The following is a 26,437-nucleotide window of genomic DNA, read 5'->3' as shown; positions in this document are numbered from 1 at the left end:
TAATTTAGTTACAAAACCAAGGCCAGCTTAGCTGGCCTTTCGCATTTTTTAATATTGACGAGCGTCACAAAGTTCCGTGAATATTACATTTGGTTACAAATACTTTCTTTTTGAAACCTCATTAGGACATTGGTAGCATTTTCGTTCTAGATTAACCTGCCCGTGAATGGAACACTGCGTGCAGACACAGGACGACACCAATCTATCAACAATAGTTCCAAAAGAATTATTGGCGGCAGTGGCAAAGGTGTCCGAATAACACCAATGAGGGTAATATAATGATGAAGCGCAATATTCTTGCAGTGGTAATCCCAGCTCTGTTAGCCGCTGGTGCAGCTAACGCTGCTGAAATCTACAACAAAGACGGCAACAAACTGGATCTGTACGGTAAAGTTGACGGTCTGCACTACTTCTCAGACGACAAAGGCAATGACGGCGATCAGACCTATGTTCGTTTCGGCTTCAAAGGTGAAACCCAGATTTCTGACCAACTGACCGGTTACGGCCAGTGGGAATACAACGTTCAGGCTAACCACGACGAAGCACAAGGTACCGAAGGCACCAAGACTCGTCTGGGCTTCGCAGGTCTGAAATTTGCTGACTACGGTTCATTCGACTACGGTCGTAACTACGGCGTACTGTACGACGTAGAAGGCTGGACAGATATGCTGCCAGAGTTCGGTGGCGATACTTATACCTACACCGACAACTTCATGACTGGCCGTACCAACGGCGTTGCTACTTACCGTAACAACAACTTCTTCGGTCTGGTTGACGGTCTGAACTTCGCTGTTCAGTACCAAGGTAAGAACGAAAACGACGGTCGCGCTCTGAAGAAACAGAATGGCGACGGTTGGGGCCTGTCTTCTACCTATGACATCGGCGAAGGCGTAAGCTTCGGTGCTGCATATGCATCTTCTGACCGTACTGACAAGCAAACTAACGACTCCACTGCTGGCGGCGACAAAGCTGACGCATGGACCGTTGGTGCTAAATACGACGCGAACAACGTCTACCTGGCAGCCATGTACTCTGAAACCCGTAACATGACTCCATACGGTGATTTCGATGCAGGTATCGCTAACAAAACTCAGAACTTCGAAGTGACTGCGCAATACCAGTTCGACTTCGGTCTGCGTCCAGAAGTTTCTTACCTGCAGTCTAAAGGTAAAAACCTGGCTGGCCACACCAACCACGGTTCTAGCTTCAGCGGCGGCGATGCCGACCTGGTTAAATATGTTTCTGTTGGTACCACTTACTACTTCAACAAAAACATGTCTACCTATGTTGATTACAAAATCAACCTGCTGGACGACAACGAGTTCACTAAAGCCACTGGCACCGCTACCGATGATATCGTAGGTGTTGGTCTGGTTTACCAGTTCTAAGTTGTCTCACTTAACGACGGTTCACCGTCGAGTAAGTTAAAAAAACAGGGCTTCGGCCCTGTTTTTGTTTTTGCGCTACGCGTAAATTTTTATCCTGCCAATGCCCCCTTCTTCCTCATTTTTTATGCCGAATCTGCGCCCTTCACAAGATCGCTGTGTTTTTCTCGCAAACGATTGGCAAAGCGCATAACTGGCGCTACCCTGATGCTTCTGTCTGCTTAACTCCGAGCCATGGAAGCACCTGACATGTTTGAAAAAATCACTGCTGCACCTGCCGATCCGATTCTGGGTCTGACCGACATTTTCCGCGCCGACGCACGCCCGAACAAAATCAATTTGGGCATTGGCGTTTACAAAGACGAAACCGGCAAAACGCCGGTGCTGACCAGCGTGAAAAAAGCCGAGCAGTATCTGCTGGAAAATGAAGCCACCAAAAACTATCTCGGCATTGAGGGCATCCCCGCTTTCGCCAACTGCACGCAAGAGCTGCTGTTCGGCAAACAAAGCCCAATCATTGCCAACAAGCGTGCGCGCACCGCGCAAACGCCTGGTGGTACCGGCGGCCTGCGTGTGGCAGCTGACTTCATCGCCAACCAGACCAGCGCTAAACGCATCTGGATCAGCAACCCAAGCTGGCCGAACCATAAAAACGTCTTCGGCGCCGTCGGCCTGGAAGTGCTGGAATATGCCTACTACGATGCGGCTAATCATGCGCTGGACTTCGATGGCCTGTTGAACAGCCTGAAACAGGCTCAGGCAGGCGATGTGGTCCTGTTCCATGGTTGCTGCCATAACCCAACCGGTATCGATCCTACGCCAGAGCAGTGGGCTCAGTTAGCCGAGCTGTCTGTGGCTAACGGCTGGCTGCCGCTGTTCGACTTTGCTTACCAGGGCTTTGCGAAAGGTCTGGAAGAAGATGCACAGGGCCTGCGTATTTTCGCCGCCAAGCATCAGGAACTGATCGTGGCCAGCTCGTACTCGAAGAATTTCGGCCTATACAACGAACGTGTCGGCGCCTGTACTCTGGTTGCCGCAGATGCGGATACCGCTGATCGCGCCTTCAGCCAGGTGAAAGCCGCCATTCGCGCCAACTACTCCAACCCGCCGTCACACGGTGCCGCGGTGGTTGCGACCATCCTGGGTGATGATGCGCTGCGCGCGCTTTGGGAGCAGGAGCTGACCGATATGCGTCAACGCATTCACCGCATGCGTCAGCTGTTCGTGAATACTCTGCAGGAGAAAGGCGCAGAGCAGGACTTCAGCTTTATCATCAACCAGAACGGCATGTTCTCGTTCAGCGGGTTGACCAAAGAACAGGTACTGCGCCTGCGTGACGAATTTGGCGTTTACGCCGTTAACTCCGGCCGGGTTAACGTCGCAGGCATGACGCCAGACAATATGGCGCCGCTGTGTGAAGCCATCGTCGCCGTGCTGTAAAGCTTAGGGTTCCAAATAAGCAAAAGGGGCGCTCAATGCGCCCCTTAGTTATTTCTGCCGGGAAATAACCTTACCAGATGGCCGGTTCTTCTCGCAGGAACGGATTGGTTTCACGCTCTTGACCGAAGGTAGACATCGGCCCATGACCCGGGATAAACGCCATGTCATCCCCCTGTGGCAGGAGCTTGGTGCGGATCGAGTTGATTAATGCCTGGTGATCGCCACGGGGGAAGTCGCTGCGACCCACGCCACCGTTAAACAATACGTCACCCACCAGCGCCAACCGCGCCTGCTCATTAATAAACACGATATGGCCAGGAGTATGACCCGGGCAATGCAGTACCTTGAGCGTCATCTCGCCCACCTGCACGCTGTCCCCTTCTTCCAGCCAGCGAGTTGGCGTCAGAGGCGCACACTCTTCCAGACCAAACATCCGGCTTTGCGCAGGCAGACCATCCAACCAGAAAGCGTCCTCCTTGTCCGGACCGTAGATCGGTACCTGATAGTGTTCCGCCAGCTCAGCCGCTGCCCCTACGTGATCGAGATGGCCGTGCGTCAACAGGATCTGCGTGACCGTCACGCCCTGTTTAGCAATTTCGGTCTTTAACTTTTCCGCTTCGCCGCCGGGATCAACCAGCGCCGCCTGTTGGGTACTCTCACACCAGATCAGGCTGCAATTCTGACTAAAAGCGGTAACGGGAATAATTTGGTATTTCATAAGGCTCCAACGACAACAGCGCCACACCCTGACGGGCTGGCGCTACTCACTTATGGTACACAGCGATTACCAGGTCCGCACCGGGCCGGTATCGATGTGTACAAAGTTGCTACGTGGGTAATATCCTACACCACCGGCGCTCATTTTTAACGCCGCTTTGCGGATATTGCTCAACTGGATGCCTTCGATATGGAAGTCCATCGCCTGGCCCTTGGTATGATAGCTGTGCTTGGCCACACCGCGGCTGCGTTCACGCAGCTCATTGTTGGTATCCAGGGAACGATAACCTGAAACCAACTGTACCGGTTTGTTGGTGCCCAACAGCCCCTGCAGGCGATAGAGGTGATCAAATAGGCGAGGATCGATCGATTTGACTTTATTGGCTCGATAATCACGGAAGAGATGATTAAGACGAACTAATTCGTCTTTATTATATCCCTTGCCGTCGAAGAATTCGGCTTTCAAGGATTCGCCCGTATGCATATTATTGACGACAAGAATACGCGGGCGCGAAGTAGAAAGACTGGCAAAGGCTTGCCCAGGGAGCAGCGCTATGCCCACAGCGGCGCTACCTAACGCCAGCCACTTACGGCGATGATGATCAATTTTGTCCATGTTTCTGTTAAACCCGGCAAGAATATCAAAATATATGCACAAAACAGCGCACTGCCTGAACCATAACCGCCCACACTGATTGAGTCAACCCGTGATATCCCGCGGTTTGCAGGCACTCACGGAATGAGTGCCTGCATCATGGCCCGATATTCTGACCGTTATTTATTTATAATTACTGCATTTATTGCATTAATTTTTCGGCCTGAGCCAAAATTTGTGCACCCGATCTCACCGTATCATCGTAATTGTAAATATCTGTACGGAATTGTGGCTTTCCATCATCAGAGACCCAGGCGGTTAAATAATACAATTTAACCGGAATATGTTGGCGGATATTTACGTAGGTGGTATTTCCCTGTTTTAGGGTCGAGGAAACGCGGGTATTGTTCCAGCCCGCATCCTGCAACAGCATATTCGCTAAATCCGAAGCCTTGTTGACACGCACGCAACCCGAGCTAAGGGCACGAATGTCTTTCTGGAACAGGTTATGGTTCGGCGTGTCGTGCAAGTAGATAGCGTCCGAACTCGGCATGTTGAATTTGAAACGCCCCAGCGAGTTGGTCGCCCCCGGAGCCTGGCGGATCCGGTATGGGAAGTTACGGGCCGACACCATATTCCAGTCGATCATGGCCGGATTGATCACCTCAGCATCGTTGCTCCAGCCGGAAAGCACGGTATAACCGTGTTTTTGGAAGTAGCTGCCGTCTCGCATCGCCTTCGGCACAATATCTTCGCGCACCAGCGTGGTCGGCACGTTCCACGGTGGGTTAACCACCACATTGTTCAGCGCACTGTTCATCAACGGCGTCTTGCGGCTGGGCCGCCCAACGATCACCCGTGAAGAAAGCACCTCATTGCCGTTCAGATAATAGGTCAACGAGTAGTTGGGAATATTGACCATAATTCCGGTGTCGACGCGGCCGGGAAGAATGCGTAAACGCTGGATGTTCAGCGCCAACAGCGATGCTCGCATTCGCGGCGTCACGTTAAGCCATTCGCGGGTGCGTACGCCAATCACGCCATCGGCGCTCAACCCCTGCCATTTCTGGAAGCGCTTAACGCCTTCAACCAAATCGGCGGTATAGCGATTGTCCGTGACCGTGACCGGACTCTCCTGCTGCTGACTAAACGGCGATTGTGGTGACGGCGCCAGGTCTTTTACCGGCGCGGCGGCCGGGCTGACTACCGCGCTCTGAGCCTCGCGATTTTTCTCTTCATCTACCGATAAGCCACCGTCATCCGGCTCATTGCGCGAACCGGTCAACACCGCTGGCGGCTCTTGCGCCTCTACCGGCGCGGCGGAAGTGGTCAGCATACCGTTGCGCGCCAGGATCTCGCGCAAGGCAGGAATATCATCGCTCAGTTGATCGGGGCGCAAACTCGGGCCATTCGCCATCTGTGGCCATGGGCGCCCATCGGCCAGCCTGTCGCGTAATGCCTGATGCATCTTGGCGTATTGCGGGTGCTGCGGTGCCAGCGAGGTGACATAGGGCACCGTTTTACCCTGACGCACCGCCAACTGCCACTGGTTAATCACCGTATTGGGCGGCAAACCGAGCTTGTAGGGAATGTTGCTGTACAGCCAGCTGTTGCCATTGGCGCCGATCGACGAAACGAACTGCAAATACCCCAACATCGCATCAGACAGTACGACATCGCGGGCCACACCGGTAATGGCGGGATTGGTCAGCAATTTCACCCATTGCGTAAACTGCGGCTGCACGCCAGACATCGCCAACTCGGCCAGCTGCTGCTGAAATTGCTGGACCGCTTCGCGATCCTGCCACATCAGCTGCATCCGGTTCGCTGCGTACAAAGGAGCAAGCGTTGAAAGATAATGTGGCGTAATGCCTTTTGGCAACGCCGCGAGCAATTCCGAACGACTTTGCGCAACTGACATACCGGAAGACGCCACCGGGAATGCAGGAACGGTTGCCCATACGGGTAACGACGACGCAAGACCACATGCCATTGCGCAACTCAACGCCAAACGTCGTACCTTGTTTCCATTTCTAAGCAACATCCATTGCCCCCTGTATGCTCACAAAAAATACAACCAAGACAGCTTATTAGTTTCAGTATACGAACAGAAAAGCCATTTTGCCCTTTGGCACTAATGAATAACTGTAATTCATTAAGCTACCCGTTTAAAAGCGGATAAAAAAGCAGGACTATCATCCATGCGTACAAAAAAATAGCCACCCCAGGGCGGCTATTTTCAGATTATTAGCGGGCTTTTCTACGCTTATGGCGTTTCAGCCGCGGCGACACCCAGTGCCGCAGGCGGTTCGTTAGCGAAACCGCGCAGCCCCACAACGTGTACATGTTCGTGGTTCTGGAACACCTTACGCACCAGCTTATACGTGGTCCCTTTTTCCGGGCTGATGTTTTCCGGTGCGGCGATGATCAGCTGCATTTCCAGGCGGTCGCACAGCTCGAACAGGGTCGCGATGGATTTGGCATCCAGTCGCGCCGCTTCGTCGAGGAACAACAGACGGCATGGGGAGATATCTTTACCGCGCAGGCGGCGAGACTCTTCTTCCCAACTCTGTACCACCATCACCAGAATCGACATCCCGGTACCGATCGCTTCACCGGTAGACAACGCGCCGCTCTCGGCACGCAGCCAGCCGTCGGAGCCGCGGAATACTTCCACTTCCAGCTCCAGATAGTTACGGTAATCCAGCAGCTCTTCACCAATGGTCTGCGGCGTGCGCTGGCCCATATCAATCTGCGGGTTCAGGCGCTGGTAAAGCTTGGCCAGCGCTTCCGAGAAGGTCAGGCGGTTGCTGTTAAACAGATCCTGATGCTGTTCCTGCTGCTCAGAGAGCACGTCCAACAGGGTCGCATGCGCTTCACGCACGTTGACGTTCAATCGCACGCTTTTCACCTGACCGAAGGAAACCGCCTGCAGGCCCTGGTTGAGCATGCGGATACGGTTCTGTTCGCGCTGGATGGTTTTGCGAATGATGTTCGCCACGCTCTTGGAACTGATCGCCAGCTTCTGCTCACGGGCGGTCAGTTCTTCGGTCAGACGGCCCAGCTCGATTTCCATCTGTTCGATAGCCTCGACCGGGTCATCGGTACGAATGATGTCCTGGCGAATTCGCTCGCGCAGATGCTGGTACACCGCGATATAGAACTGGATCTTGCGTTCAGGACGCTTAGGATCCTCCGACAGGCGCAGCACGTCGCGCAGGTGTTCGTTGTCCGACACCGCCAGACGCAGCGCACCGAGCGCCTTATCCGACATCGAGCGCAGCTCGTCGCCGTCCATATAGGCCAGTTCGCGACGGTGCAGACGACGTTCAACCCCGTTGTCTTTCACCATGCGCATCACTGCGCACCAGCCCGCCTTGGCGGTCACTACCTGCTCACGCAACTGATGGTAATCACGCTCAAGCTTACGCAGTTTCTTCTGCAAGCTATCCATTTCCGCTTCGCAGAAGGTCAGCTGTTTTTCCAACTGGTTACGGCGCGCGCGGTTGTTGCTCAGGCCGGCGTGCAGTTCATCACGGCGTGCACGGGCACGAGCTTCAGCATTGGCATCCGCCTGTACGCCGATGTCCACCAGCTCCTGGCTCAGTTCCTTCAGCATATCGCGCTTGGCGTCATACGAGCTTTTCAGCGACGCCAGCACCTGGCTGTACTGAGTAAACTGGGTCTGGTACTGACGTAACTGCTCGCGAGCACGGGTACGTTCCGCTTCCGCATGTTCAAGGCGTTGGCGCAGCTTGTCGTTCAAATCGTTGTTGGCGTTTTGCATGCCGGCAGAGTCGGTATAACCGAAGTGCGCGCGACGCTGCACCACTTCGATCAAGGCAAAGGCCTGCTGTTTAGCCTGACGCTGTACGCTCTGCGCCTGAATGTAATCCTGCTGTAACTGCTCATGCTGCTGCGGATCGCTTTGCAGCACCGACAGCAGCGGCTCCAGCTTGGTCAGGGAAACGCCGTGCTGCTGAATGTGACGCGCGGCATCCTGCGCCTCTTCCAGCTCTTCACGGATCTCTTCCACGCGATCTTGCAGTGTTTCATCGTTTAACAATGAAACCAGCGGCATCAGCCGGTTCAGTGCGGAAATGCCCTCTTTCGCCTGATCGTATTGCTGACGTTGCTGTTGATTTTGCGCTTCATGATTGTTCAGCGCGCGCTCAACTTCCCCACGTCGAGAAGTGAGGGTACGAATTTCCGCTTCCGGATCGGCGTCAAACGCCACCGCCAGATGGGAACCGATGAAACGGCTGAAGGCCTGATGCGAACGCTGGGTCTTTTGCACGTCGAATGACAGCGTAGCGTAACGCTCGGCCAGCGTTTCACGCTCGGCGTTCAGCACTTCCAGGCGGTTTTCGCGGGCGGCGCGACCAAACAGCGGCACTTCCGGATAACGGGAGTAACGCCATTGACGATCGGCGGTTTTCACCAACACCGCACGGTCTTGCTCTTCAACGGCGAACACGCTGTCATCGAACGACTGCGGATCCCCTTCGATCAGATAGAGATCTTCCGGGCAGTCTTCCAACCCTTCCAGCATCTCGCGCACCAGCGACAGATCCGGCACCACGATCGCGTGACGCGACGGGCCATACAATGCGGAGAAGTAAGGCGCATCGTCGATGGTGACGTCGTCATAAATTTCGGAGAGCAGCACGCCGCCAAAACGTTCGGCCAGCGTAACCAGGCGTTGATCTTCGGCACCGCCCGGCTGGCTTAGGCGTTCGATCTGCGCTTCAACCGCACGCTTGCTGGCAGCCACTTCGTCGCGCTCAACGGTGGTTTCGCGTTCGCGCTCCAGCAACTGCTGCATGTACTCAGTCACCTGCTGGCTGCTTTCCAGCGGTTCACCGCTCTGCTCGCTGAGTTGGCTCAGGGCATCCTGCGCCGCTAACCAGACAGGGGCACGGGTGGTGAGCTCACGAATGCGTTGCTGAATTTGCTCCAGTTCCTGGCGCATTTCCATCCGGCGTTCGCCGGCCTCGCTGACGCTTTGCGACAGCGACTCCAGACGCTCTTCCAGCTCTTGTTGCAGAGCATCGAGTTCGTCCGGCTGATACTGCTGACCATGGCGCTTGCAAAACTCCTGCAGCAGACGCTCGGCATCCTGCTGGGAGCGCAGGCGCTGCTCCAGCTCGCTCAGGCGCATGCGCAATGGCTGCACGCGTTCGGCAAGGTGTTGCTGCGATGGCCAGTCGCGCAGCAATTCGCGCGCGCACTGCCAGGCTTCGCTGCGGCTGACCTGGCCGGCAATTTTCCCCACCAGCTGATAAGCCTGTTCAAATTGACCGTGCGCGGCGTCGGCCACGCTCAGTTTCTGCTCGAGCATCAGCAGGGCTTCCGTCGCCTCTTGCTCGCGCGCCTGGAAAGTATCCAGCCACTGTTCGGCATTTTCGGCGGTCAGCTCCGGCAGTTGGCACAGTGCGCGAGCACGCTCCAATGCCTGCAACGCCTGCTGATATTGGATGGCGCGGGTCTGTTGCACGTCCAACGCCTGCTGGTAGTCGGCGAGTTGGCTTTTCAGCTCATCCACTTCCAGCTCGGCCGCCTCGGCGCGCGCTTCGTTTTCGGCCTGCTGTTCGCTGGCCTCCGCCACCACTTCGTTCTGTTCTTCCAGACGGTAGGTCAGCTCTTCCAGATCGCCTTCATAGCGCTCGATCTTTTCCTGCTGACGCATCGCCGTTTGCACCAGGTTAAGGTGATCGCTGGCGGCCTGATAATCGGTTTCCAGATCGGATTCTGCCCCACTCTGTTCCGCCAGTTCGCGCGCCATTTCCACATGGCGATACTGCTCCGCAGCCAGCTGTTTGCGGCTGCCCAACAGATCGCTGCGCAGTGCCAGCGCGCCGTCCAGATGAATGCGCCGCTCATTGGCATGGCGCATATAGTCCGCCGCCACGTAGGAGGTGGCTTCTGAAATCAGGTGCTTGAACAGGTCGCGATCGGTTTGGGTCACGCGGATCGCTTCCAGCGTCATGCGGTTTTCACGCAGCGCCGCTTCCATGTCCTGGAAGGCCTTGCGCACGCCGCTGTTTTCCGGCAACAGGTAGTCGCGCAATGAGCGGGTGATGGCGCTGGAAATACCGCCGTACAGCGAAGCTTCGATCAGGCGGTAGAACTTGCTGCGATCGGACGATGAACGCAAGCGTTTCGGGATCACGCCCAGATCGAACATTAATGAGTGGTAGTCGGTGATCGAGTTGAACTGCTTGAACTGCACACCTTCCATCTCTTCAACGCGCTCTTTCAACTCCTGCAGTGTCAGCACGCGCGCCTGGCGCTCGCCCACCGTTTGGGTCAAAAGTTCGGTCGGCTGTACCGCCGTTGGCAGGCCCTGGATGGTGAATGGCTTGATGTCAACTTTACGGTCACGGCCGGCCACCTGCTGCAGGCGCACCCCCACCACGACACGCTGGTGGCGTGAGTTGATCACATCGAGGGTGGAATAACACACCCCGGCACGCAGCTTACCGTGCAGACCCTTGTCGCGCGAACCGCTGGTGGCGCCAGCTTCGGTGGTGTTACGGAAGTGCAACAGCGTCAAGTCGGGGATAAGCGCAGTGACGAATGCCGCCATGGTGGTGGATTTCCCTGCCCCGTTACCGCCGGACAGCGTGGTCACCAGCTCATCGAGATCAAAGGTGCGGGCGAAGAAGCCGTTCCAGTTGACCAGCGTCAGCGAGCGAAATTTACCGCGTTCAATCATTCCTGTTCATCCTCTGCACTGTCCGGTGTGTTATCAAGCTGCGAATCTTCAGCATCGCTTTCATCATTCAGCGACAGGCTGTTTTCAACCGGCATCGCTTCGCCGTCACGGATCATACGTAACTGCGCTTCACGCGGATCGTCACCGCTGCGCACATCGGCGCCAAAGCGGAACACCGCCTCGGTGATACGGAACTTGCTGCTGTCATTGCCCATGAAGTAGATCATGCCCAGACGACGCAGGCGGTTCAGTGAAGTGCGCACTTTTTCGTGCAGCTTCTGGCGATCGAGATCCGAACCGGTAGATCGCTGATTAACGAACTTCAGCAATTTGGTTTCGTCCGCCAGGCTCAGCAACTCGTCGTACAGCTCCTGATGGCTGAAAATCCCCTCGTGCGCCAGACGCTCCGGGCTGAGGTAGAGATAGCACAGGATTTTCCCCACCATCATGTCTAGTTCGGATAACACCGAACGCGGGATCAGGGTGGTGGAGCGCGGACGCAGGTAGAAGAATCCTTCCGGTGCGCGGATCAGTTCCACGCTGTAACGGGCGTAAAACTCTTCCAGTTCATCCTGGAAATCCATTAAGAAGGCGTGGTTGTCCAGCTCATCGATACCGATGTGACGACCCGCACGCAGGTGGCTGTCCAGCGCAGGGAACAACGCGTTAGACAATGCCTTGGCCAGCTTGACTGGCATTACTTGTTCAATATTTGTCGATGACATGGGCCTGGACCTTGGCTCCGTAATCATTGATTGCCTGCCATTGTGCCGGCAACCCTGAAAAATCTGCTTCAGCCACACCGAGGCGCACTGCCTGGTCGACCACTATACGTGCCACGTCGAAATGACGAGCACGCGGATATTGCGCCAGATAATCGCGCATCACCGCCCCTAAATTGAGCGGCATCTGTTGCTCTTGATAAATCTTCAATGCCTGTTCGATCATGGCCGCCAACTGCTCACGGATTTCGCTGAACTCTTCGAACTCCAGATCCGGCGGCAGCTCTCCGGTCACTTCCTCGCTGCGCAACGCCAGTTCTTCGTCACGCATATCCAGCAGACGGTCGGCATTGGCATGGGTCAGTGTCCATGGGTTGTCGAAATAGTTCTGTACCGACTGGCGCAAACGCTGGGCGAACACCCGGTTCTTGTCCATGTCGATCGCGGTACGGATAAATTTGTGCACGTGACGGTCGTAGCCAATCCACAGGTCGATTGCCTGCTGGCCCCAACTGATGATGCGGTCGAGCTTGCTTTGCAAGTCGAACACCAGCTTATCGACGAAGCCCAGTTCCGCGCCGCCCAGCGTAGCATCCTGAATGCGCAGCAGGTTGGCCTGCAGCTTGTCGCCTGCCGCTTCCAGCGTATCCTGCAGTTCACGCAGGGTGCCTGAAGTTTCGGACAGCAGCATCTCACAACTGGAAATGGCCGCCCGCCAGTCTTGATTCAGCAACGCGGCGATGTCATCTTTTACGCCCTGCTGCTGTTCATCCATCACCCGTTGGGTCATGTCGATGCTGTCGAAGATTTCCGCTACCGAATATTTCAGTGGGGCAAACACATTGCGGTGCCAGTGGAAATCATCACCGCCCTCTTCCGCGGCGTCGGCGGCGCGTTTCAGCTCCTGCGCCACGATCGACAGCTGCATCGACAGACGCAGCGTGGAGAATTCGCGCTGACGAATATAGTAATCGGTAATGCCGATCCCCAGCGGCGTCAAACGGTAAATTGCGTTACCGTCCGCCAGTTCGCTGGTGAAGCGGTTTAACAGGCGCTGGCGCACCATGTCGTTAATCGCATTGTTGGCGCGAACCGCCACCGTTTCATGCGTCTGTTCGAAACCCTTGCTGACATGGCGAAATGCATCAACCAGCTCACCTTCGCTCATCTCGCCGTCCAGCCGCTCGCCGTTCAATGTGGCAATAGCAAGCAAAAACGCGAGACGCTCCGTAGGGAGCGAAATAGAGAAATCATTTTTCCGTGCCCAGGCGACCAGTTCGGGTACTGTCTGGGAAAATTCACTCATAGTTCGTCCTTCAGGTTTGGTTTATGCGCCATGACGTGAATATAGCGCCCCAAACTCACGTACGGCTCCTGCCGGCAATAGTGCTGTTCAAGCGCCAGTAACTCTTCAAATTTTTGCGTCTGTAACTGCCTGCTCTGCAGGTAATCGTGGAACACCCGCACGCCGGTTTTCCCGCTGATGCGCATGCCCAATTGTTCCAGCCAGCCGTATACCTGCGGCGGGCTGTGCGGATATTGCGGTGACAACGAACGCTTTCTGCGTCTTCTGACCTCGGGATTCACCAGTTGGAAATTACCCAACACCACGTTACGCATCAAGAGGCCATTGGCGTTAAAGAACATCAATGACAGTGCGCCGCCCGGTTGCAGGCAGTCGAACAACGCCCGCAATGCCGCTTCAGGTTCGGCAATCCATTCAAGCACAGCATGAAACAATACCAGATCAACCGGCTGTTCCAAATGTTGGCCAATATCCTGTGCTGAACTTTGTATGAATTGCATGTTCTGGCTCACACCTTTCTGCTCAGCCAGTAACGCGGCGCGTTGGATCATCTCACCAGAAAGATCGCACAACAACACCTGATGTCCTAATTCTGCCAATTGGCAGGCCATATGGCCTTCGCCGCCGCCGGCATCCAGAATGCGCAGCGGCCGCTGCGGCAACTGGGCCAACAGCGTGGTCAGATCCTGCCAGACTACCGCCTGACGAATTTTCCCTTTGGTGGTGCCGTAAATATTACGCGCAAACTTTTCAGCAATATCGTCAAAATTGCGATCCTGCATGGACAACGGCTCCGCTGATCTTATTCTGTTGGGGGCAAAGCGCCAGCCCATTCAAACCTGCTATTTTGGCACAGACTGGCTTAGAATGAATCTTCTTGCGGCCTGAATGTGCCCGGATGTCGTTTTTTCGCCCAAAAGGACCTGATTTTTGATGCTGTTTAACCTGAAAAAGTTCATTGGCGCCATTTTAATGCCGTTACCTGCGTTGCTGCTGTTGATGGGACTGGCGCTGTTGCTGCTGTGGTTCACTCGTTGGCAAAAAAGCGGCAGGGTCATTTTGACGTTGAGCTGGCTGTTTTTACTGCTTTTCAGCCTGCAGCCGGTGGCCGACAGGCTGCTGCGCCCAATCGAATCGGAGTATGTCACCTATCGCGGCACTGACCCGGTAAAGTATATCGTGGTGCTGGGCGGCGGTTATACCTTTAATCCCGATTGGGCCCCCAGTTCCAATCTGATCGGCAACAGCCTGCCGCGCGTCACGGAAGGCGTACGCCTGTATCTCGCGCATCCCGGGGCGAAAATGGTGTTCACCGGCGCCGGGGGCCCGAATACTCTGAGTAACGCGGCGACGGCGGCGAAGGTAGCGGAAAGCCTGGGAGTGCCAGGCAGCGACATGGTGCTGCTGGATCGCCCGATGGATACCGAGCAAGAGGCGTTGCAGGTGTCGAAACTGGTTGGGCAGCAGCCCTTTATTCTGGTGACCTCGGCTAACCATTTGCCAAGGGCGATGCGCTTTTTTGAAGCCAAGGGGCTGCACCCCATCCCGGCGCCAGCCAATCAGTTGGCCATCAGTTCACGCCTGAATATCTGGGATCGCGTGGTGCCGTCGGCGATGTTCCTTGGCCACAGCGAACGCGCCTGGTATGAAACGCTCGGCAGCCTGTGGCAATGGCTGAAAGGTGCCGATGACGTTTCTGTCGACTGAATAGCATTAACCGGCAAGCCAGGGCAGCAGCTGTTTGGAAGCATAATCGAACGGTTGCCGATCCAGCTTGCCGGTATGAATCAACCGCCCCACAGCCTCCCACACCACATACAACCAGCGCCGCACCAGGAAAGATTCCGCTACCGGCGCACGTTGCAAATAATAAAACAGCAGTTGGCTGGGCATGCCCGCTTCACACAGCCTGAAAAGCTCATATTCCCGCGGCGCCCACAGCATCATTCCAGGGTTCAACATCGCCAGTAATTGATCGCTTTTGGGATCTTTTAACATGCTGCGTAACGACAAGTTGCCGTGCACCAGCACGCAGGGATCGTCGAATCCGACAAAAAAATGGGTCAATGCTTCACGTGTGCGATACAGCAAGCGACGGTCGGCCATCGTCAGCTGCGCCGAATTGAGGTTGCCGATCGTCGACCACAGCACCTCAACCCGCTGTTGATACCAACAAAACCAGTCGTTTTCCTGAGTGCTGTCGACCGTGCCGACGCAGCCGTGGCTGTCGATACGGTGCCAGGCCAACACGCCGTCGACCACCTGCTCCATCAACGAATTCCAGCGGTCCGGCGTGCGCGTCGGCGCTTCTGCGGATACGCCCCGCAAACGCTCTATCAGCAAGATCTCTTTATAGGGTGACTGCTGGGTATAGACCACGCCATACACCGTCGGCAAACGAATATCGCCTTCGCGCGCCAGCATCGACAACTTATAAGCCTCCTGCTGGGCAATGCCCTGGCAGACAAAGCTTTTCGCCATCAGCGGAATAGCATGCCCCTGTTGGTCGTACAGTGAATACATGTGCGCATAAGGCTGCTCGCTGACGCGTTCCAGTCGGCTGATAGACTCACCCAGCACAATACTCAGTTCAGCGCGTAACTGCTCCATAAGGAAATAGCCTCAAGAGGTAGGAAGAGACGCAACTATCATCGAACGCTAAGCAGATAAATTCTTCAACGCAGATCAACAAAATGGGGATAGAAGAAGGGAAATAATAATGCCGCCGGCGCGCCGTGTGGCGCACCGGCGTTCAATGATCAGCTTTTCATGCTGTCACGGACACGCTGCAAGTCTTCCGGCGTATCAACCCCCACGCTCGGCATTGCCTTGGCAACCGCCACGTGGATTTTTTCGCCGTACCACAGCACCCGCAACTGCTCCAGCAGCTCAATTTGTTCCAGCTGGCTTGGCGCCCAGGTGACATAACGGCGTACAAAGCCGGCGCGATAGGCGTAAATGCCGATATGCCGCAACAGGCTGTCGCCGATACTCTCTTTGGATTGCGCGAAACGTTCACGATCCCACGGAATGGTGGCGCGTGAAAAGTAGAGCGCATAGCCCTGCGCATCCATCACCACTTTGACCGCATTGGGGTTGAAAGCTTCTTCCGCGCTGTCAATCGGCACCGCCAGAGTAGCCATGCCGGCCTGGCTTCCCGCCAGGTTTTCAGCCACCTGCCGCACAATGACCGGAGGAATAAGAGGTTCATCACCCTGGACGTTAACGATGATTTCGTCATCATTAAAGCCATAATGCTCAATCACCTCAGCCAAACGCTCGGTGCCGGAATTATGATCGGCCCGCGTCATGCAAACCTCACCGCCAGCCGCTTTAACCGCCTCAGCCACCGCAGGATGGTCGGTCGCTACAATGACGCGGCTGGCGCCGGACTCGCGCGCACGTTCCATGACGTGCACCACCATCGGCTTACCGTGAATATCGGCCAGCGGTTTGCCAGGCAAACGGGTAGAAGCATAACGAGCTGGAATAATAGCGATGAAACTCATGCGTGTTTCTCATCCAATGACAGCGCCCGCGCCTCATTTTCCAGCAGAACCGGAATGCCATCACGCAGCGGATAGGCCAGGCCATCCACTTTGCACACCAGTTCCTGGTTTTCTTTATTGAAATAGAGCTTACCGTTGCAGACCGGACAGGCAACGATTTCGAGTAAACGGTGGTCCATGCTTCCTCCAGGGTGGAGATCTTACGTAAGGAAAGTGGGTGAGGATAGCATAACGCTATGCGTCAGGTTAATCACCGGCTGCCTTGCCATCGCGTTTTAATCGGCTCCGGGGATTGAACTGGCTGCGGCGCAGGCGTAGAATTTTGTGATTCAGATCACAAAAAGACATTTAGCATGATCAAGCGTATTCACAAGATCATCGCCCTGTTTGCCAACTTCAGCAACTGAGGCCCCCTTGTAACGAGCGGCGCTGGAATTCGTTTTACCCACGCCAACAACGCCGTTCGTTATTCCACATCCCAACCCTCGCCCCATAGGGTAGCCAGCGCTGCCGGAACATCCCCCAGAATGACCTGGTTCGCGCCGTGCCATTTTGCACTGCGGGTAATAGCTTGCCGAATATCCTGCGTGCGCTGTGCACCAAAGCGAACTTTGGTTTGCGGATGAAAACTGATGATTTCAAAGATCCCCTGCCGGCGATGCATTTTTGCATCAATACGACCAATCAGTTCACCACGGTGCAGCACAGGCAACGTAAAATACCCATACTGCCGCTTTTCTTTCGGCGTGTAGCATTCCAACCGATAATCAAAATCGAACAACTCCAGGGCACGGCGACGGTCCCAAACCACCGGATCGAAAGGAGAAAGCAAGGTAGTTACGCTTGATTTCAGCTTCCCTTGCTCCGCCAGGTGCAGTTCTTTGGCCAGCGAATGGTGTACGTAAAACTCTCCGTCCAATCCGTCGATCAACACCGGCAGCACTTCCCCCTGCTGCTGTAACCCGGCCAGGAGTGCCTTCGGCGCCACTCGCTTCAGTCGGTAGTAATCTGCCAGCCATTCAGCCTTGAATATCCCAAGGAAGCGACAGGTACGCGTCAGCATTTCATGCCGCGCATGATCGGCTGCTAGCACGTGCCTGCTATCATCCCAATGGGGCATTAGCTTTTCCGTTAGATCATAAACGCGGTGGAAATTGCGTCGCTCGGCCACCATAAGTTTGCCGGCGGTAAACAGGATCTCAAGATGCCGCTTTTCCGGTTTCCAATCCCACCAACCGCTATTCCCCTTCTTCTCGGCGCTAAAATCAGCCGAACGTACCGGCCCGCGGTCTTCTATATGTTGCAGCAATGCGTCGATTGCCGTGCGATGTTCCTGCATCCACTCTTCGGAATACTTCCAGCCCATGCCCTGAGGCTGCAGCATGCGATGGCGCAGCAGGCCAAAATCTTCGATGGGTAAAAAGCAGGCTTCATGTGCCCAGTACTCAAACAGACGGCGGCCAGCCAGTGCCTGTTCCAGCCATTCGGGCTGATAATCGCCCAAGCGGCTGAACAGCACCAGATAAGGGCTGCGCGCGACAACGCTGATGGTATCGATTTGCAGGAGACCCATACGCTGAATGGCGGCAACCACATCGTCGGGCTTGGCTTTACGTTTTATCGGGGTTAACAGCCCCTGTGCGGCAAGGTGGAGCGCACGGGCGGCAGTAAGAGAAATAACGGGGGTGTTCATCCTGATATCCGAAGTGATTGAACAATCGCTTGATAATAGTGGATATCGGGGAATTTATCTTCGCCAGTGCTTGGGGTGGCGGCACCGGCACTGGCGAGGAAGGGGTGGGTCAGAACGCGATAACGTCTGCCGCTGACAGCCCGTGGGAGCTGCGATAGATCGAGAACTCAACGTTCTGACCTTCGTTCAATGATTTATTTTTAGTATTGGCGATAGAACGACGGCTTACATAAATTTCGTCGCTACCGTCTACCGGTGAAATAAAACCATAGCCTGCGGCTTGATCAAACCATTTCACACGGCCCATTTGTAACACAGTATTTTTAAACATAACTTATATCCTTTTACTTGAGCATCCTTAACAACGTCATTTTTATTATTGTTGGACGCTACCAGCCCATCCTAAAGTTTTTCGTAACAAACCTCTCGTGAGCAAAAAATAAAAAACCCGCACTATGGCGGGCTTGTTGAACTTAATATCTTCCGCAATGAATCAGCATTAACGCATCATCATGGTTGTATTAAGATCGTTTACGTTATTCCCTGTTTACTTACAGAGCAACAACGTTGGCGGCAGCCGGCCCGCGCGGGCTGTCCTGGATGGTATACTCAACACGCTGGCCTTCAGCCAGGGTTTTGAAACCGTCGGTCGCGATTGCAGAGAAATGTACGAATACATCTTTTCCACCGTCGTTCTGTTCAATAAAACCAAAACCTTTGCTTTCGTTGAACCACTTCACCTGACCAGTCTTCTTAGACATTACACATTTACCTTTTAAATATATATACAAAACCTGCCATAAGGCAATTTAGGCCGTTTTTAGAAACATTACTTATGGGAGGTACTTAGAAGGTTCGTCTTTGAAGCGGAATCAGATGATAACGTTTTTGGAGGAACTGCTTAACTCTATACTCGAACATAAATAGGTCTGAATCACAGGCCGGATTGCATTTACTCATAAATCTGTCTTTTGCACAAGGGGTTTATTGCCTTATTTTTATCTTTCCTGAGATTTTGTTTTTATGTCTATGATTATGCGTGAATTAATTTATCTTTTTTTATGTAAAACTCTTGGCGTTATTGCCTTCTGGACGGCCAGCACTTTTGCTATTCTCGGTTCAAATGAGAGCTAACGCATAAAAATCTAATATGCTTGCCCAAGCTATAACAAAACCCAATCGACATGGCTAAACTTGAGGTGAAAACAAGGCGGATGGCCTTTCGGTCAGCACTTTTGCCGTCAAAAACAATATTTTTCAGATTATACTGAATCAAGGAGCTATGCGCATGACCGCCCAGCAGTTCATCTCACCGAATGAAATCCGCGCCAGATTCTCCCACGCCATGTCAGAGATGTACCAAAAAGAGGTCCCTCTGTACGGTGATTTGCTCGAACTGGTGGCGGAAACCAACCGACAGGTTCTGCGCGAAGATGCCGCATTGGCTCATCAACTACAAATTACCGGCGAAATCGAACGGCTGGCCATGGAGCGCCACGGGGCTATCCGGGTGGGTACTGCGCAAGAATTGGCGAACCTGCGGCGGTTGTTTAACGTTATGGGTATGTCGCCGGTCGGTTATTATGATCTGGCAGTAGCAGGCGTTCCGGTCCACTCCACCGCATTTCGTGCGGTGCATGAAGACGCGTTGCAAATCAGCCCCTTTCGGGTCTTCACCTCACTATTGCGGTTAGAGCTGATTGATAACCCTGAACTGCGCCAACTGGCCCAACAACTGCTGGCGCGCCGCAAGATCTTTACCGAACGAGCGCTGGAACTGATCGTGTTGCAAGAAGCCCAGGGGGGGCTGGACGATAGCCAAGCGGATGAATTTGTCGAGCAAGCGTTGGAAACCTTCCGTTGGCACAGCCGGGCGACGGTCAGCGCAGCCGAATATCAGCAGTTGCACGACCAACACCGTTTAATTGCTGACGTGGTGGCGTTCAAAGGCCCGCACATCAACCACCTGACGCCGCGCACACTTAATATCGACCTGGTTCAACAGGCTATGCCTGGCCGGGGCATCACCCCCAAAGCGGTGATTGAAGGGCCACCGCCGCGTCGCCGCCCTATCCTGCTGCGCCAAACCAGCTTTAAAGCGCTGGAGGAAAACGTCGATTTCGTCGAGCATAACGGCAGCGCCGTTCATGGGCACCATACCGCCCGCTTCGGCGAAATAGAACAGCGCGGCGTTGCGCTGACGACGAAAGGTCGCGCACTCTACGATCGTCTGCTGCAGGCGACTAACGATGCACTGCAGGCACCGCCCAACGAGAAAAACGCAGACCGCTACAATCAACTGCTGGCGCAAAATTTTCAGGCGTTTCCGGATGATTATGCCACCCTGCGTGAGCAGCAGTTGGCCTGGTTCCGCTATTTTCCGACCGAGTGCGGGCTGGCAGCCAAAGACTCATTGGATCAGCACAGCACGCTGGAACAGTTGATCGCCAAGGAATATATCCGCTTCCAGCCATTGGTGTATGAAGATTTCTTGCCGGTCAGCGCCGCCGGTATTTTCCAGTCGAATCTCGGCGATACCAGCCATGCGCAATACAATGCGACATCAAGCAAAGCGGCATTTGAATTGGCTTTGGGAGCAGGGGTGATCGATGAGCTATCGCTGTATCAGCAAACACAACAACGCTCGATAGACGCCTGCGCGCAAGCTTTGGGGCTGCACGCGCTGGCGGTTTGAATTATTGCTTCAGCAAGGCTTCGATGTCTTGCAGCAGTTGCTCGGCCTGCTCGGGGGGAAGTACCGCATCAACCGGTAAATACCACCAGTTGGGCTGGGCAAAAGCCCGGCATTTGACCGCATCTTTTTCAGTCATCAACAGCGTTTGCCCTGGGGTTACCAGCGCCGCCAGCGGGTCATGTTGGTATTCCTGATGATCGGCAAACGCCACTTCTCTTTCAACGTCCACACCCAGTTTTTCCAACGTGGCGAAGAAGCGCGGCGGATGGCCAATACCGGCCATCGCCACCACATGCGGCAATTCAACCACGGGCCGGCGTTCGCCACTGGCAACGTTCACCGCTTCGCGTGCCTGCAACCGCATGGCAATTTCACCCGGTTGGGCCACGCCACCGTTGGTAATCAATGCATCAACGCTGTTCAAACGCGAAACGCGTTCTCGCATCGGGCCAGCAGGCAACCACCAACCGTTCCCGAAGCGGCGTACGCCGTCGATCACGACCAATTCAAAATCGCGTTGCAAGGCGTAATGCTGCAAACCGTCATCGGTAATCACGACATCAAGTCGGTGCTGCTTGAGCAGCGCCTGAACCGCTTCGGCACGGTTCGGTGAGATGGCGACTGGCGCGGCGGTACGTTGATAAATCAGGACCGGTTCATCCCCTGCCTGTTGGGTGGTGGTACTCGCATTGAGCAACAGAGGATAAGACTCTGCTTTACCACCATAACCGCGAGAAACGACACCGACCCGGTAGCCACGCTGCTGCAACTGCTCCACCAGCCAGATCACCATCGGGGTTTTGCCATTGCCACCGGCGGTGAGATTTCCCACCACCACTACCGGTACCGGCGCGCGCCAGCTTTTACGCAGGCCGCAACGGTAGCTGAGCCGAATCAGGCCGCTGACCAGGCCATACAGCCAGGACAGCGGTAACAGCAGCAGATAAATCAGCGAGCTGCCTGACCAAATGCGCTCAATCATTATTGACCAAACTGCATGCGATGCAGTTGGGCGTAGGCCCCCTGCTTTTCGATCAAGGCAGAATGCTCACCACGCTCAACGATACGACCATCCTCAACCACCAGGATTTCATCGGCTTTCTCAATCGTCGACAGACGGTGCGCAATCACTAATGAAGTACGGTTTTTCTGCAATTCATCCAATGCGGCCTGAATAGCACGCTCTGATTCAGTGTCCAGTGCCGAGGTGGCTTCATCGAGGATCAGAATAGGACAATCGCGCAGCAAGGCACGGGCGATGGCGATACGCTGGCGCTGACCACCGGACAGCATTACGCCATTCTCCCCTATCACCGTATCCAGGCCATTTTCCATTTTCTCAATGAAATCCATGGCGTAGGCCATGCGCGCGGCCTTCTCTATCTCTTCGCGGGTATAGCGTTCTTCACGCGCGTAAGCGATGTTATTGGCGATAGTGTCATTGAACAAATGCACATTTTGCGAAACCAGGGCTACCTGATCGCGCAACGACGCAAGCGTATATTCGCGCAGATCGTGACCATCCATCAGGATCTCGCCTTCCTGAACGTCATAAAAACGGGTCAGTAGATTGGCGATGGTCGACTTGCCCGATCCGGAACGGCCCACCAACGCCACTGTTTTACCTTCTGAAATGCTCAGGTTGATATCACGCAGCGCTGGCGTTTCTTTGCCTGGATAGTAGAAAGTGACATTGCGGAATTCGATGTCACCTTTCGCACGAGTCACTTCGCGGGTACCGGTGTCTTTTTCCTGCTCCATGTCCAGAATCGAGAACAGCGTCTGGCAGGCGGCCATCCCACGCTGGAACTGAGCGTTGACGTTAGTCAGGGACTTCAACGGGCGCATCAGGGCGATCATCGAAGAGAACACTACGGTAATGGTACCGGCAGTCAGGGTAGCCATCACGCTTGGGAAGCTGGCGGCATACAACACAAAGGCCAACGCCAACGAAGCGATCAACTGAATGATAGGGTCAGAAATGGATGAAGCAGACACCAGCTTCATGCCCTGTTGACGCATGCGGTTGCTGACCGAATTGAAGCGATCGGTTTCAACCTGCTGGCCGCCAAAAATCAGAACTTCCTTGTGGCCCTTCAGCATCTGCTCGGCGCTGGTAGTTACCTGTCCCATGGTGTTCTGCATGTTTTTACTGATATTACGGAAGCGCTTGGAAACGATGCGGATCGCAATAGAGACAATCGGGGCCAGTACGATCAGGATCACCGAAAGCTGCCAGCTGTAATAGAACATCATGGTGAACAGCGCGATGATCGACGCCCCTTCACGCACCACGGTCACCAGCGCGCTGGACGAGGATGAAGCGACCTGCTCGGAATCATAAGTGATGCGAGACAGTAATGTACCGGTGGATTGCTGGTCGAAGAAGGACACCGGCATTCTCATCATGTGGCCAAACAGACGACGACGCATGTGCATCACCACCATGCCGGAGACCCATGAAATACAATAGCTGGAAACGAAGCCCGTCGCCCCGCGAACCACCATCAGACCAATAACGGCCAATGGCATCCACAGCAGGATACTGCTTTCCGTTTTCCCAAAACCGTCATCCAATAAAGGTTTAAGCAAAGACAGCATAAAGGCGTCGCTGGCTGCGTTCATTACCAACGCAATGGCGGCCACGATCAGCCCGGTCTTAAAAGGTGTGATCATCGGCCAGAGGCGACGGAAAGTCTGCCAGGTGGAGAGATCTTTATCATTCATCATGCAAATACCAGCATCGGAAGAAATAGCGGCCCATTTTACTCATTATCACCCTCTACGCCAAACCGCTGATGGTACCAACGGGGCATTATTTGTTCACGAAAGCCTTTAATTTGCCAATCGTTGTCGAAAAAAAGTACGGATAACTGACCGGAGCGCGATGTATCGCGCCATATGATGCCATTTTCCCGATATCTGGCGACGACTTTAACCGCCGGTAATCGCCATTTATTGTAACGCGAAGCTGAAGCAATTGCCGCCTTTGGCGCTACGGCACGCAAAAATGGCGGAGTAGATGAGGTCTTACTGCCATGATGGGGAACCTGTAATATCGTAGCGCGCAACAAATGGCGCTGATACCGTACCAATTGTGCTTCCGACCTTTTCTCTGCATCACCGGTCAGCAACAGGCTGTATTTGCCATCATCGATACGAATGACGCACGAGTCGTCATTTCCCGCGGCCTTTACTGCCTTCGGTGGCCACAGCACCTGGAACTGCAGCGATTGCCATTGCCAGCTTTCCCCTGCGACACAGGGCAAGTGGCCGGCACCAAGCCGCGGACTCCTCACTGTCGCCAACGGGAATGCCTGCTGTATTTCTTCAAGACCACCAATATGGTCCAAATGATCGTGGCTGATGATAATTTGATCCACCGGCAGCCCACGCCAGTTAAGAAAGGGGACAATGTTACGCGTGGCCGCACTGCCCGTCCCCCAACGGGGTCCAGTATCGTACAATATCGCGCGGCCATTCTTTTCAACCACCATGGCCAAGCCATGACCAATATCGAGCATATCTACGCGCCAACGGTATGACGGAGCTTTCTCCCGCCACAGCACGCAGCACATCGCCAGCGTTACCAGTACCGAGACATAACGCAGCCACCAGTGAAAACGCCAGAAAATCACCATCAACCAGCCCACAATGCTGACAACCAGCGATGTCTCGCCAAGGTCAAGCCACCCCTCCTGCAGGTAATATAATGGGGTGAAAACCCAAGTTAGTGTGAGGTCTGCTGCCCACCACAATCCGGTACTCAACGGAGGGAAAATCCCCAGTACCACGGCGAGAAGGATCAGCGGAACCGTCACCAGGGAAACCAAGGGTACGGCCCAAAGATTGGCCGGTATTGAGGTCATGCTGAGACCAAGAAACAAGCCTGCTTGCATCGGCACCAGCAACAACGTGATGCCGAACTGAATATGCAACCAACGTAGCGGTGCCCAATACCACCCTACGCGGAACCGGGGGCTGAGAGGGACCCATTCAAACCAAAATATCAGGCATAACACCGCCGTTGCCGAGAGCCAAAAGCTGTCGGACAACACCGCCAGCGGATCGCAGATCAGTATCAAGCCGATACACCACAGCCAGACTTGCCATGAGGAACAATGAATACCCCGTATGCGCAACAGCATCCAAAGCGTCAGTGCCAAGCCGGTTCTTACCGCGGGTGGGTGCGCGCCCGCCAACCAGATATAACCTAACGCCCCGAGCCAACTGACAATCAGAGGGAAACGGTAACCAATTCGATGGGCAGGTAACCAAAACTGCATTGCCCGCAGCAAAGCCCAAATCAAAATGGCCACCATCGCCACGTGCAACCCTGAAATGGCCATCAGGTGAGCAATACCGGTTTTTAACATCAGTGAGCGCAGTGAAGGCTCCAGCGCTCCCCTTTCACCAAAGGCCAAAGCCAGTAAAACGGCCTGATAACGAACCGTGCCAATATTGTTTTCGGCATGGCGGATAATACGCTGTCGCCAGCTACAGGCGGGATCCAGGAGTGTGGCGCTCTTTACCTGCGCCGTCAGCGGTTGACGCTGCGACATCGCCCAACGTTGGCTGTCAAAGCCCCCTTCATTTAAATTGCCGTGCATCGGCCGCAAGCGCAATTGCATCTGCCAGCGCTGCCCGGCGCACAAAGGTTGCTCCTTGGGTTGCCACAGTGTGGAAAAGGCAATGGATGGCACCAACCACCTGCCATTAATCTGTTCTATATGCATTACCGTCTGCTTGCGTGGCGTAGCCGCAAGCGCAATGCTGCTAACCTGGACCACGGCATGCACTACAGGCCCCTGGCTCAGGCGGTTGATTTGATCGACCAGGTTTCCGGCAGTGAATACCGCCCACAGAAAACCCAAAGCCCCCCATGCCACAAACCGACATAGGGTGCCCCTGCGCCACAGGTAACAACAAATGGGCAGAATGACGCATAGCACTATTCGTGCGTCAGGCAGGTGCGGCATAAAAAGCAGGGGCAGTGTGCCGCAGATAGTCGCGATTATCGCCAAATCCAGCGAGGTCTTGATAGGCTTTCTCCCGGTCCGGGGCAGCTATTCAAGCCGCCAGCATCACGGGATTGTTCACATCGAGGCCAGGTTCCACCAGCCATAATCAAACGACGTGCGAGGGGCGCCGCATAATAACGACGACCGTTACCTTCAGGGGCAACATGTTGCGATGAAGCAAGCAGGAAAGCGCAGAAACAACCTGTCAATCTCAGCGTTCAGGCCAAAAAAAACGGCGCCCTGGGGGCGCCGTTTTATATTTCAGTACAAGCAACAACTCTATGGAAGTCAGTGACTAACCATAGATATTGGCGCGGTCACGCAGCTCTTTACCTGGTTTGAAGTGAGGAACGTACTTGCCGTCCAACTCAACTTTATCACCAGTTTTCGGGTTGCGACCCACACGCGGAGCACGGTAGTGAAGAGAAAAACTGCCGAATCCGCGGATCTCAATGCGTTCACCATCGGCTAACGTAGCAGCCATATGTTCTAGCATCTCTTTCACTGCATCCTCAACGGCTTTCGCCGGTACATGAGATTGCTGGCCAGCAAGTCTTTCAATAAGTTCAGACTTGGTCATAGTTCCTCCAAGCTTTGCAGCTAAACTACCGTATCGGGGCGGTTAAAAAACCGCCC

General features: G+C 54.6%; 21 protein-coding genes. 4 read left to right on the top strand and 17 right to left on the bottom strand.

Annotated elements, in window-relative coordinates; translation table 11 throughout:
* Positions 1 to 281: 281 nt before the first annotated feature.
* Complete coding sequence (ompC, locus tag LQ945_RS22025; protein WP_270103018.1) at positions 282 to 1,388, top strand: porin OmpC; 1,107 nt, start codon at positions 282 to 284, stop codon at positions 1,386 to 1,388.
* 246 nt (positions 1,389 to 1,634) lie between these two features.
* Positions 1,635 to 2,825, top strand: a complete 1,191-nt coding sequence (locus LQ945_RS22020) for an amino acid aminotransferase (RefSeq protein ID WP_270101733.1) — start codon at positions 1,635 to 1,637, stop codon at positions 2,823 to 2,825.
* A 70-nt stretch (positions 2,826 to 2,895) separates the two neighbouring features.
* Here the strand turns inward: LQ945_RS22020 and LQ945_RS22015 are convergent, their stop codons facing one another.
* The 7 genes from LQ945_RS22015 to cmoM all read right to left on the bottom strand — a co-directional run bounded on the left by LQ945_RS22015 (position 2,896) and on the right by cmoM (position 13,665).
* Positions 2,896 to 3,543, bottom strand: a complete 648-nt coding sequence (locus LQ945_RS22015; protein ID WP_269933888.1) for an MBL fold metallo-hydrolase — start codon at positions 3,541 to 3,543, stop codon at positions 2,896 to 2,898.
* Positions 3,544 to 3,609: 66 nt separating this feature from the next.
* The gene (locus tag LQ945_RS22010; protein ID WP_020826147.1) at positions 3,610 to 4,158 is read right to left on the bottom strand and encodes a YcbK family protein; all 549 of its coding nucleotides are present in this window, start codon (positions 4,156 to 4,158) and stop codon (positions 3,610 to 3,612) included.
* Between the two features lie 181 nt (positions 4,159 to 4,339).
* On the bottom strand, positions 4,340 to 6,181 hold the full coding sequence (gene ldtD, locus LQ945_RS22005; protein WP_420136170.1) for a L,D-transpeptidase: 1,842 nt from the start codon (positions 6,179 to 6,181) through the stop codon (positions 4,340 to 4,342).
* Between the two features lie 222 nt (positions 6,182 to 6,403).
* Positions 6,404 to 10,855 carry a chromosome partition protein MukB gene (mukB, locus tag LQ945_RS22000; protein WP_269933889.1) on the bottom strand — a complete coding sequence of 1,484 codons (4,452 nt, stop codon included), beginning with the start codon at positions 10,853 to 10,855 and terminating at the stop codon, positions 6,404 to 6,406.
* A complete protein-coding gene (gene mukE, locus LQ945_RS21995; protein ID WP_044549558.1) occupies positions 10,852 to 11,580 on the bottom strand; it encodes a chromosome partition protein MukE in 729 nt (242 codons plus the stop codon). The genes mukB and mukE overlap by 4 nt, the downstream gene beginning before the upstream one ends.
* Positions 11,561 to 12,883: a chromosome partition protein MukF gene (gene mukF / locus LQ945_RS21990; RefSeq protein ID WP_020826143.1), complete on the bottom strand. Its 1,323-nt coding sequence runs from the start codon at positions 12,881 to 12,883 to the stop codon at positions 11,561 to 11,563. Before mukF ends, mukE begins: the two co-directional genes overlap by 20 nt.
* Entirely contained in the window at positions 12,880 to 13,665 is a 786-nt protein-coding gene (cmoM, locus tag LQ945_RS21985) for a tRNA uridine 5-oxyacetic acid(34) methyltransferase CmoM (protein WP_262240040.1), read from the bottom strand. The genes mukF and cmoM overlap by 4 nt, the downstream gene beginning before the upstream one ends.
* A gap of 151 nt (positions 13,666 to 13,816) precedes the next feature.
* On the opposite strand from cmoM, the gene elyC reads away from it, so the two are divergent.
* The gene (elyC, locus tag LQ945_RS21980) at positions 13,817 to 14,590 is read left to right on the top strand and encodes an envelope biogenesis factor ElyC (RefSeq protein WP_270103017.1); all 774 of its coding nucleotides are present in this window, start codon (positions 13,817 to 13,819) and stop codon (positions 14,588 to 14,590) included.
* Positions 14,591 to 14,596: 6 nt separating this feature from the next.
* Here the strand turns inward: elyC and LQ945_RS21975 are convergent, their stop codons facing one another.
* The 6 genes from LQ945_RS21975 to cspE form a co-directional block, all read right to left on the bottom strand.
* Entirely contained in the window at positions 14,597 to 15,493 is an 897-nt protein-coding gene (locus LQ945_RS21975) for a YcbJ family phosphotransferase (protein WP_262240041.1), read from the bottom strand.
* A 149-nt stretch (positions 15,494 to 15,642) separates the two neighbouring features.
* Positions 15,643 to 16,392 carry a 3-deoxy-manno-octulosonate cytidylyltransferase gene (kdsB, locus tag LQ945_RS21970; protein ID WP_020826139.1) on the bottom strand — a complete coding sequence of 250 codons (750 nt, stop codon included), beginning with the start codon at positions 16,390 to 16,392 and terminating at the stop codon, positions 15,643 to 15,645.
* Positions 16,389 to 16,571 (bottom strand): Trm112 family protein, encoded by a 183-nt coding sequence (locus LQ945_RS21965; RefSeq protein WP_006320791.1) that lies wholly within the window; start codon positions 16,569 to 16,571, stop codon positions 16,389 to 16,391. The genes kdsB and LQ945_RS21965 overlap by 4 nt, the downstream gene beginning before the upstream one ends.
* 287 nt (positions 16,572 to 16,858) lie before the next feature.
* The gene (locus tag LQ945_RS21960) at positions 16,859 to 18,085 is read right to left on the bottom strand and encodes a winged helix-turn-helix domain-containing protein (protein WP_270101731.1); all 1,227 of its coding nucleotides are present in this window, start codon (positions 18,083 to 18,085) and stop codon (positions 16,859 to 16,861) included.
* Between the two features lie 109 nt (positions 18,086 to 18,194).
* Entirely contained in the window at positions 18,195 to 18,416 is a 222-nt protein-coding gene (locus tag LQ945_RS21955) for a cold-shock protein (protein ID WP_006320799.1), read from the bottom strand.
* Positions 18,417 to 18,636: 220 nt separating this feature from the next.
* Positions 18,637 to 18,846 (bottom strand): cold-shock protein, encoded by a 210-nt coding sequence (gene cspE / locus LQ945_RS21950; protein WP_020826136.1) that lies wholly within the window; start codon positions 18,844 to 18,846, stop codon positions 18,637 to 18,639.
* A 527-nt stretch (positions 18,847 to 19,373) separates the two neighbouring features.
* Here cspE and LQ945_RS21945 point away from each other — a divergent pair.
* Complete coding sequence (locus tag LQ945_RS21945; protein WP_270101730.1) at positions 19,374 to 20,780, top strand: VOC family protein; 1,407 nt, start codon at positions 19,374 to 19,376, stop codon at positions 20,778 to 20,780.
* A gap of 1 nt (position 20,781) precedes the next feature.
* Here LQ945_RS21945 and lpxK read toward each other — a convergent pair whose 3' ends face one another.
* The 4 genes from lpxK to ihfB form a co-directional block, all read right to left on the bottom strand.
* Positions 20,782 to 21,762, bottom strand: a complete 981-nt coding sequence (gene lpxK, locus LQ945_RS21940) for a tetraacyldisaccharide 4'-kinase (protein WP_270101729.1) — start codon at positions 21,760 to 21,762, stop codon at positions 20,782 to 20,784.
* Positions 21,762 to 23,510, bottom strand: coding sequence for a lipid A ABC transporter ATP-binding protein/permease MsbA (gene msbA, locus LQ945_RS21935; RefSeq protein WP_270101728.1), 1,749 nt, complete (start codon positions 23,508 to 23,510; stop codon positions 21,762 to 21,764). The genes lpxK and msbA overlap by 1 nt, the downstream gene beginning before the upstream one ends.
* A gap of 35 nt (positions 23,511 to 23,545) precedes the next feature.
* Positions 23,546 to 25,759, bottom strand: a complete 2,214-nt coding sequence (locus tag LQ945_RS21930) for a ComEC family protein (RefSeq protein WP_270101727.1) — start codon at positions 25,757 to 25,759, stop codon at positions 23,546 to 23,548.
* A 337-nt stretch (positions 25,760 to 26,096) separates the two neighbouring features.
* Complete coding sequence (gene ihfB, locus LQ945_RS21925; protein WP_004942652.1) at positions 26,097 to 26,381, bottom strand: integration host factor subunit beta; 285 nt, start codon at positions 26,379 to 26,381, stop codon at positions 26,097 to 26,099.
* Between the last annotated feature and the right edge of the window lie 56 nt (positions 26,382 to 26,437).

Source organism: Serratia liquefaciens, assembly GCF_027594825.1.
GTDB classification, from domain to species: Bacteria; Pseudomonadota; Gammaproteobacteria; order Enterobacterales; family Enterobacteriaceae; genus Serratia; species Serratia liquefaciens_A.
This window is presented reverse-complemented; position numbering and strand designations above follow the sequence as displayed.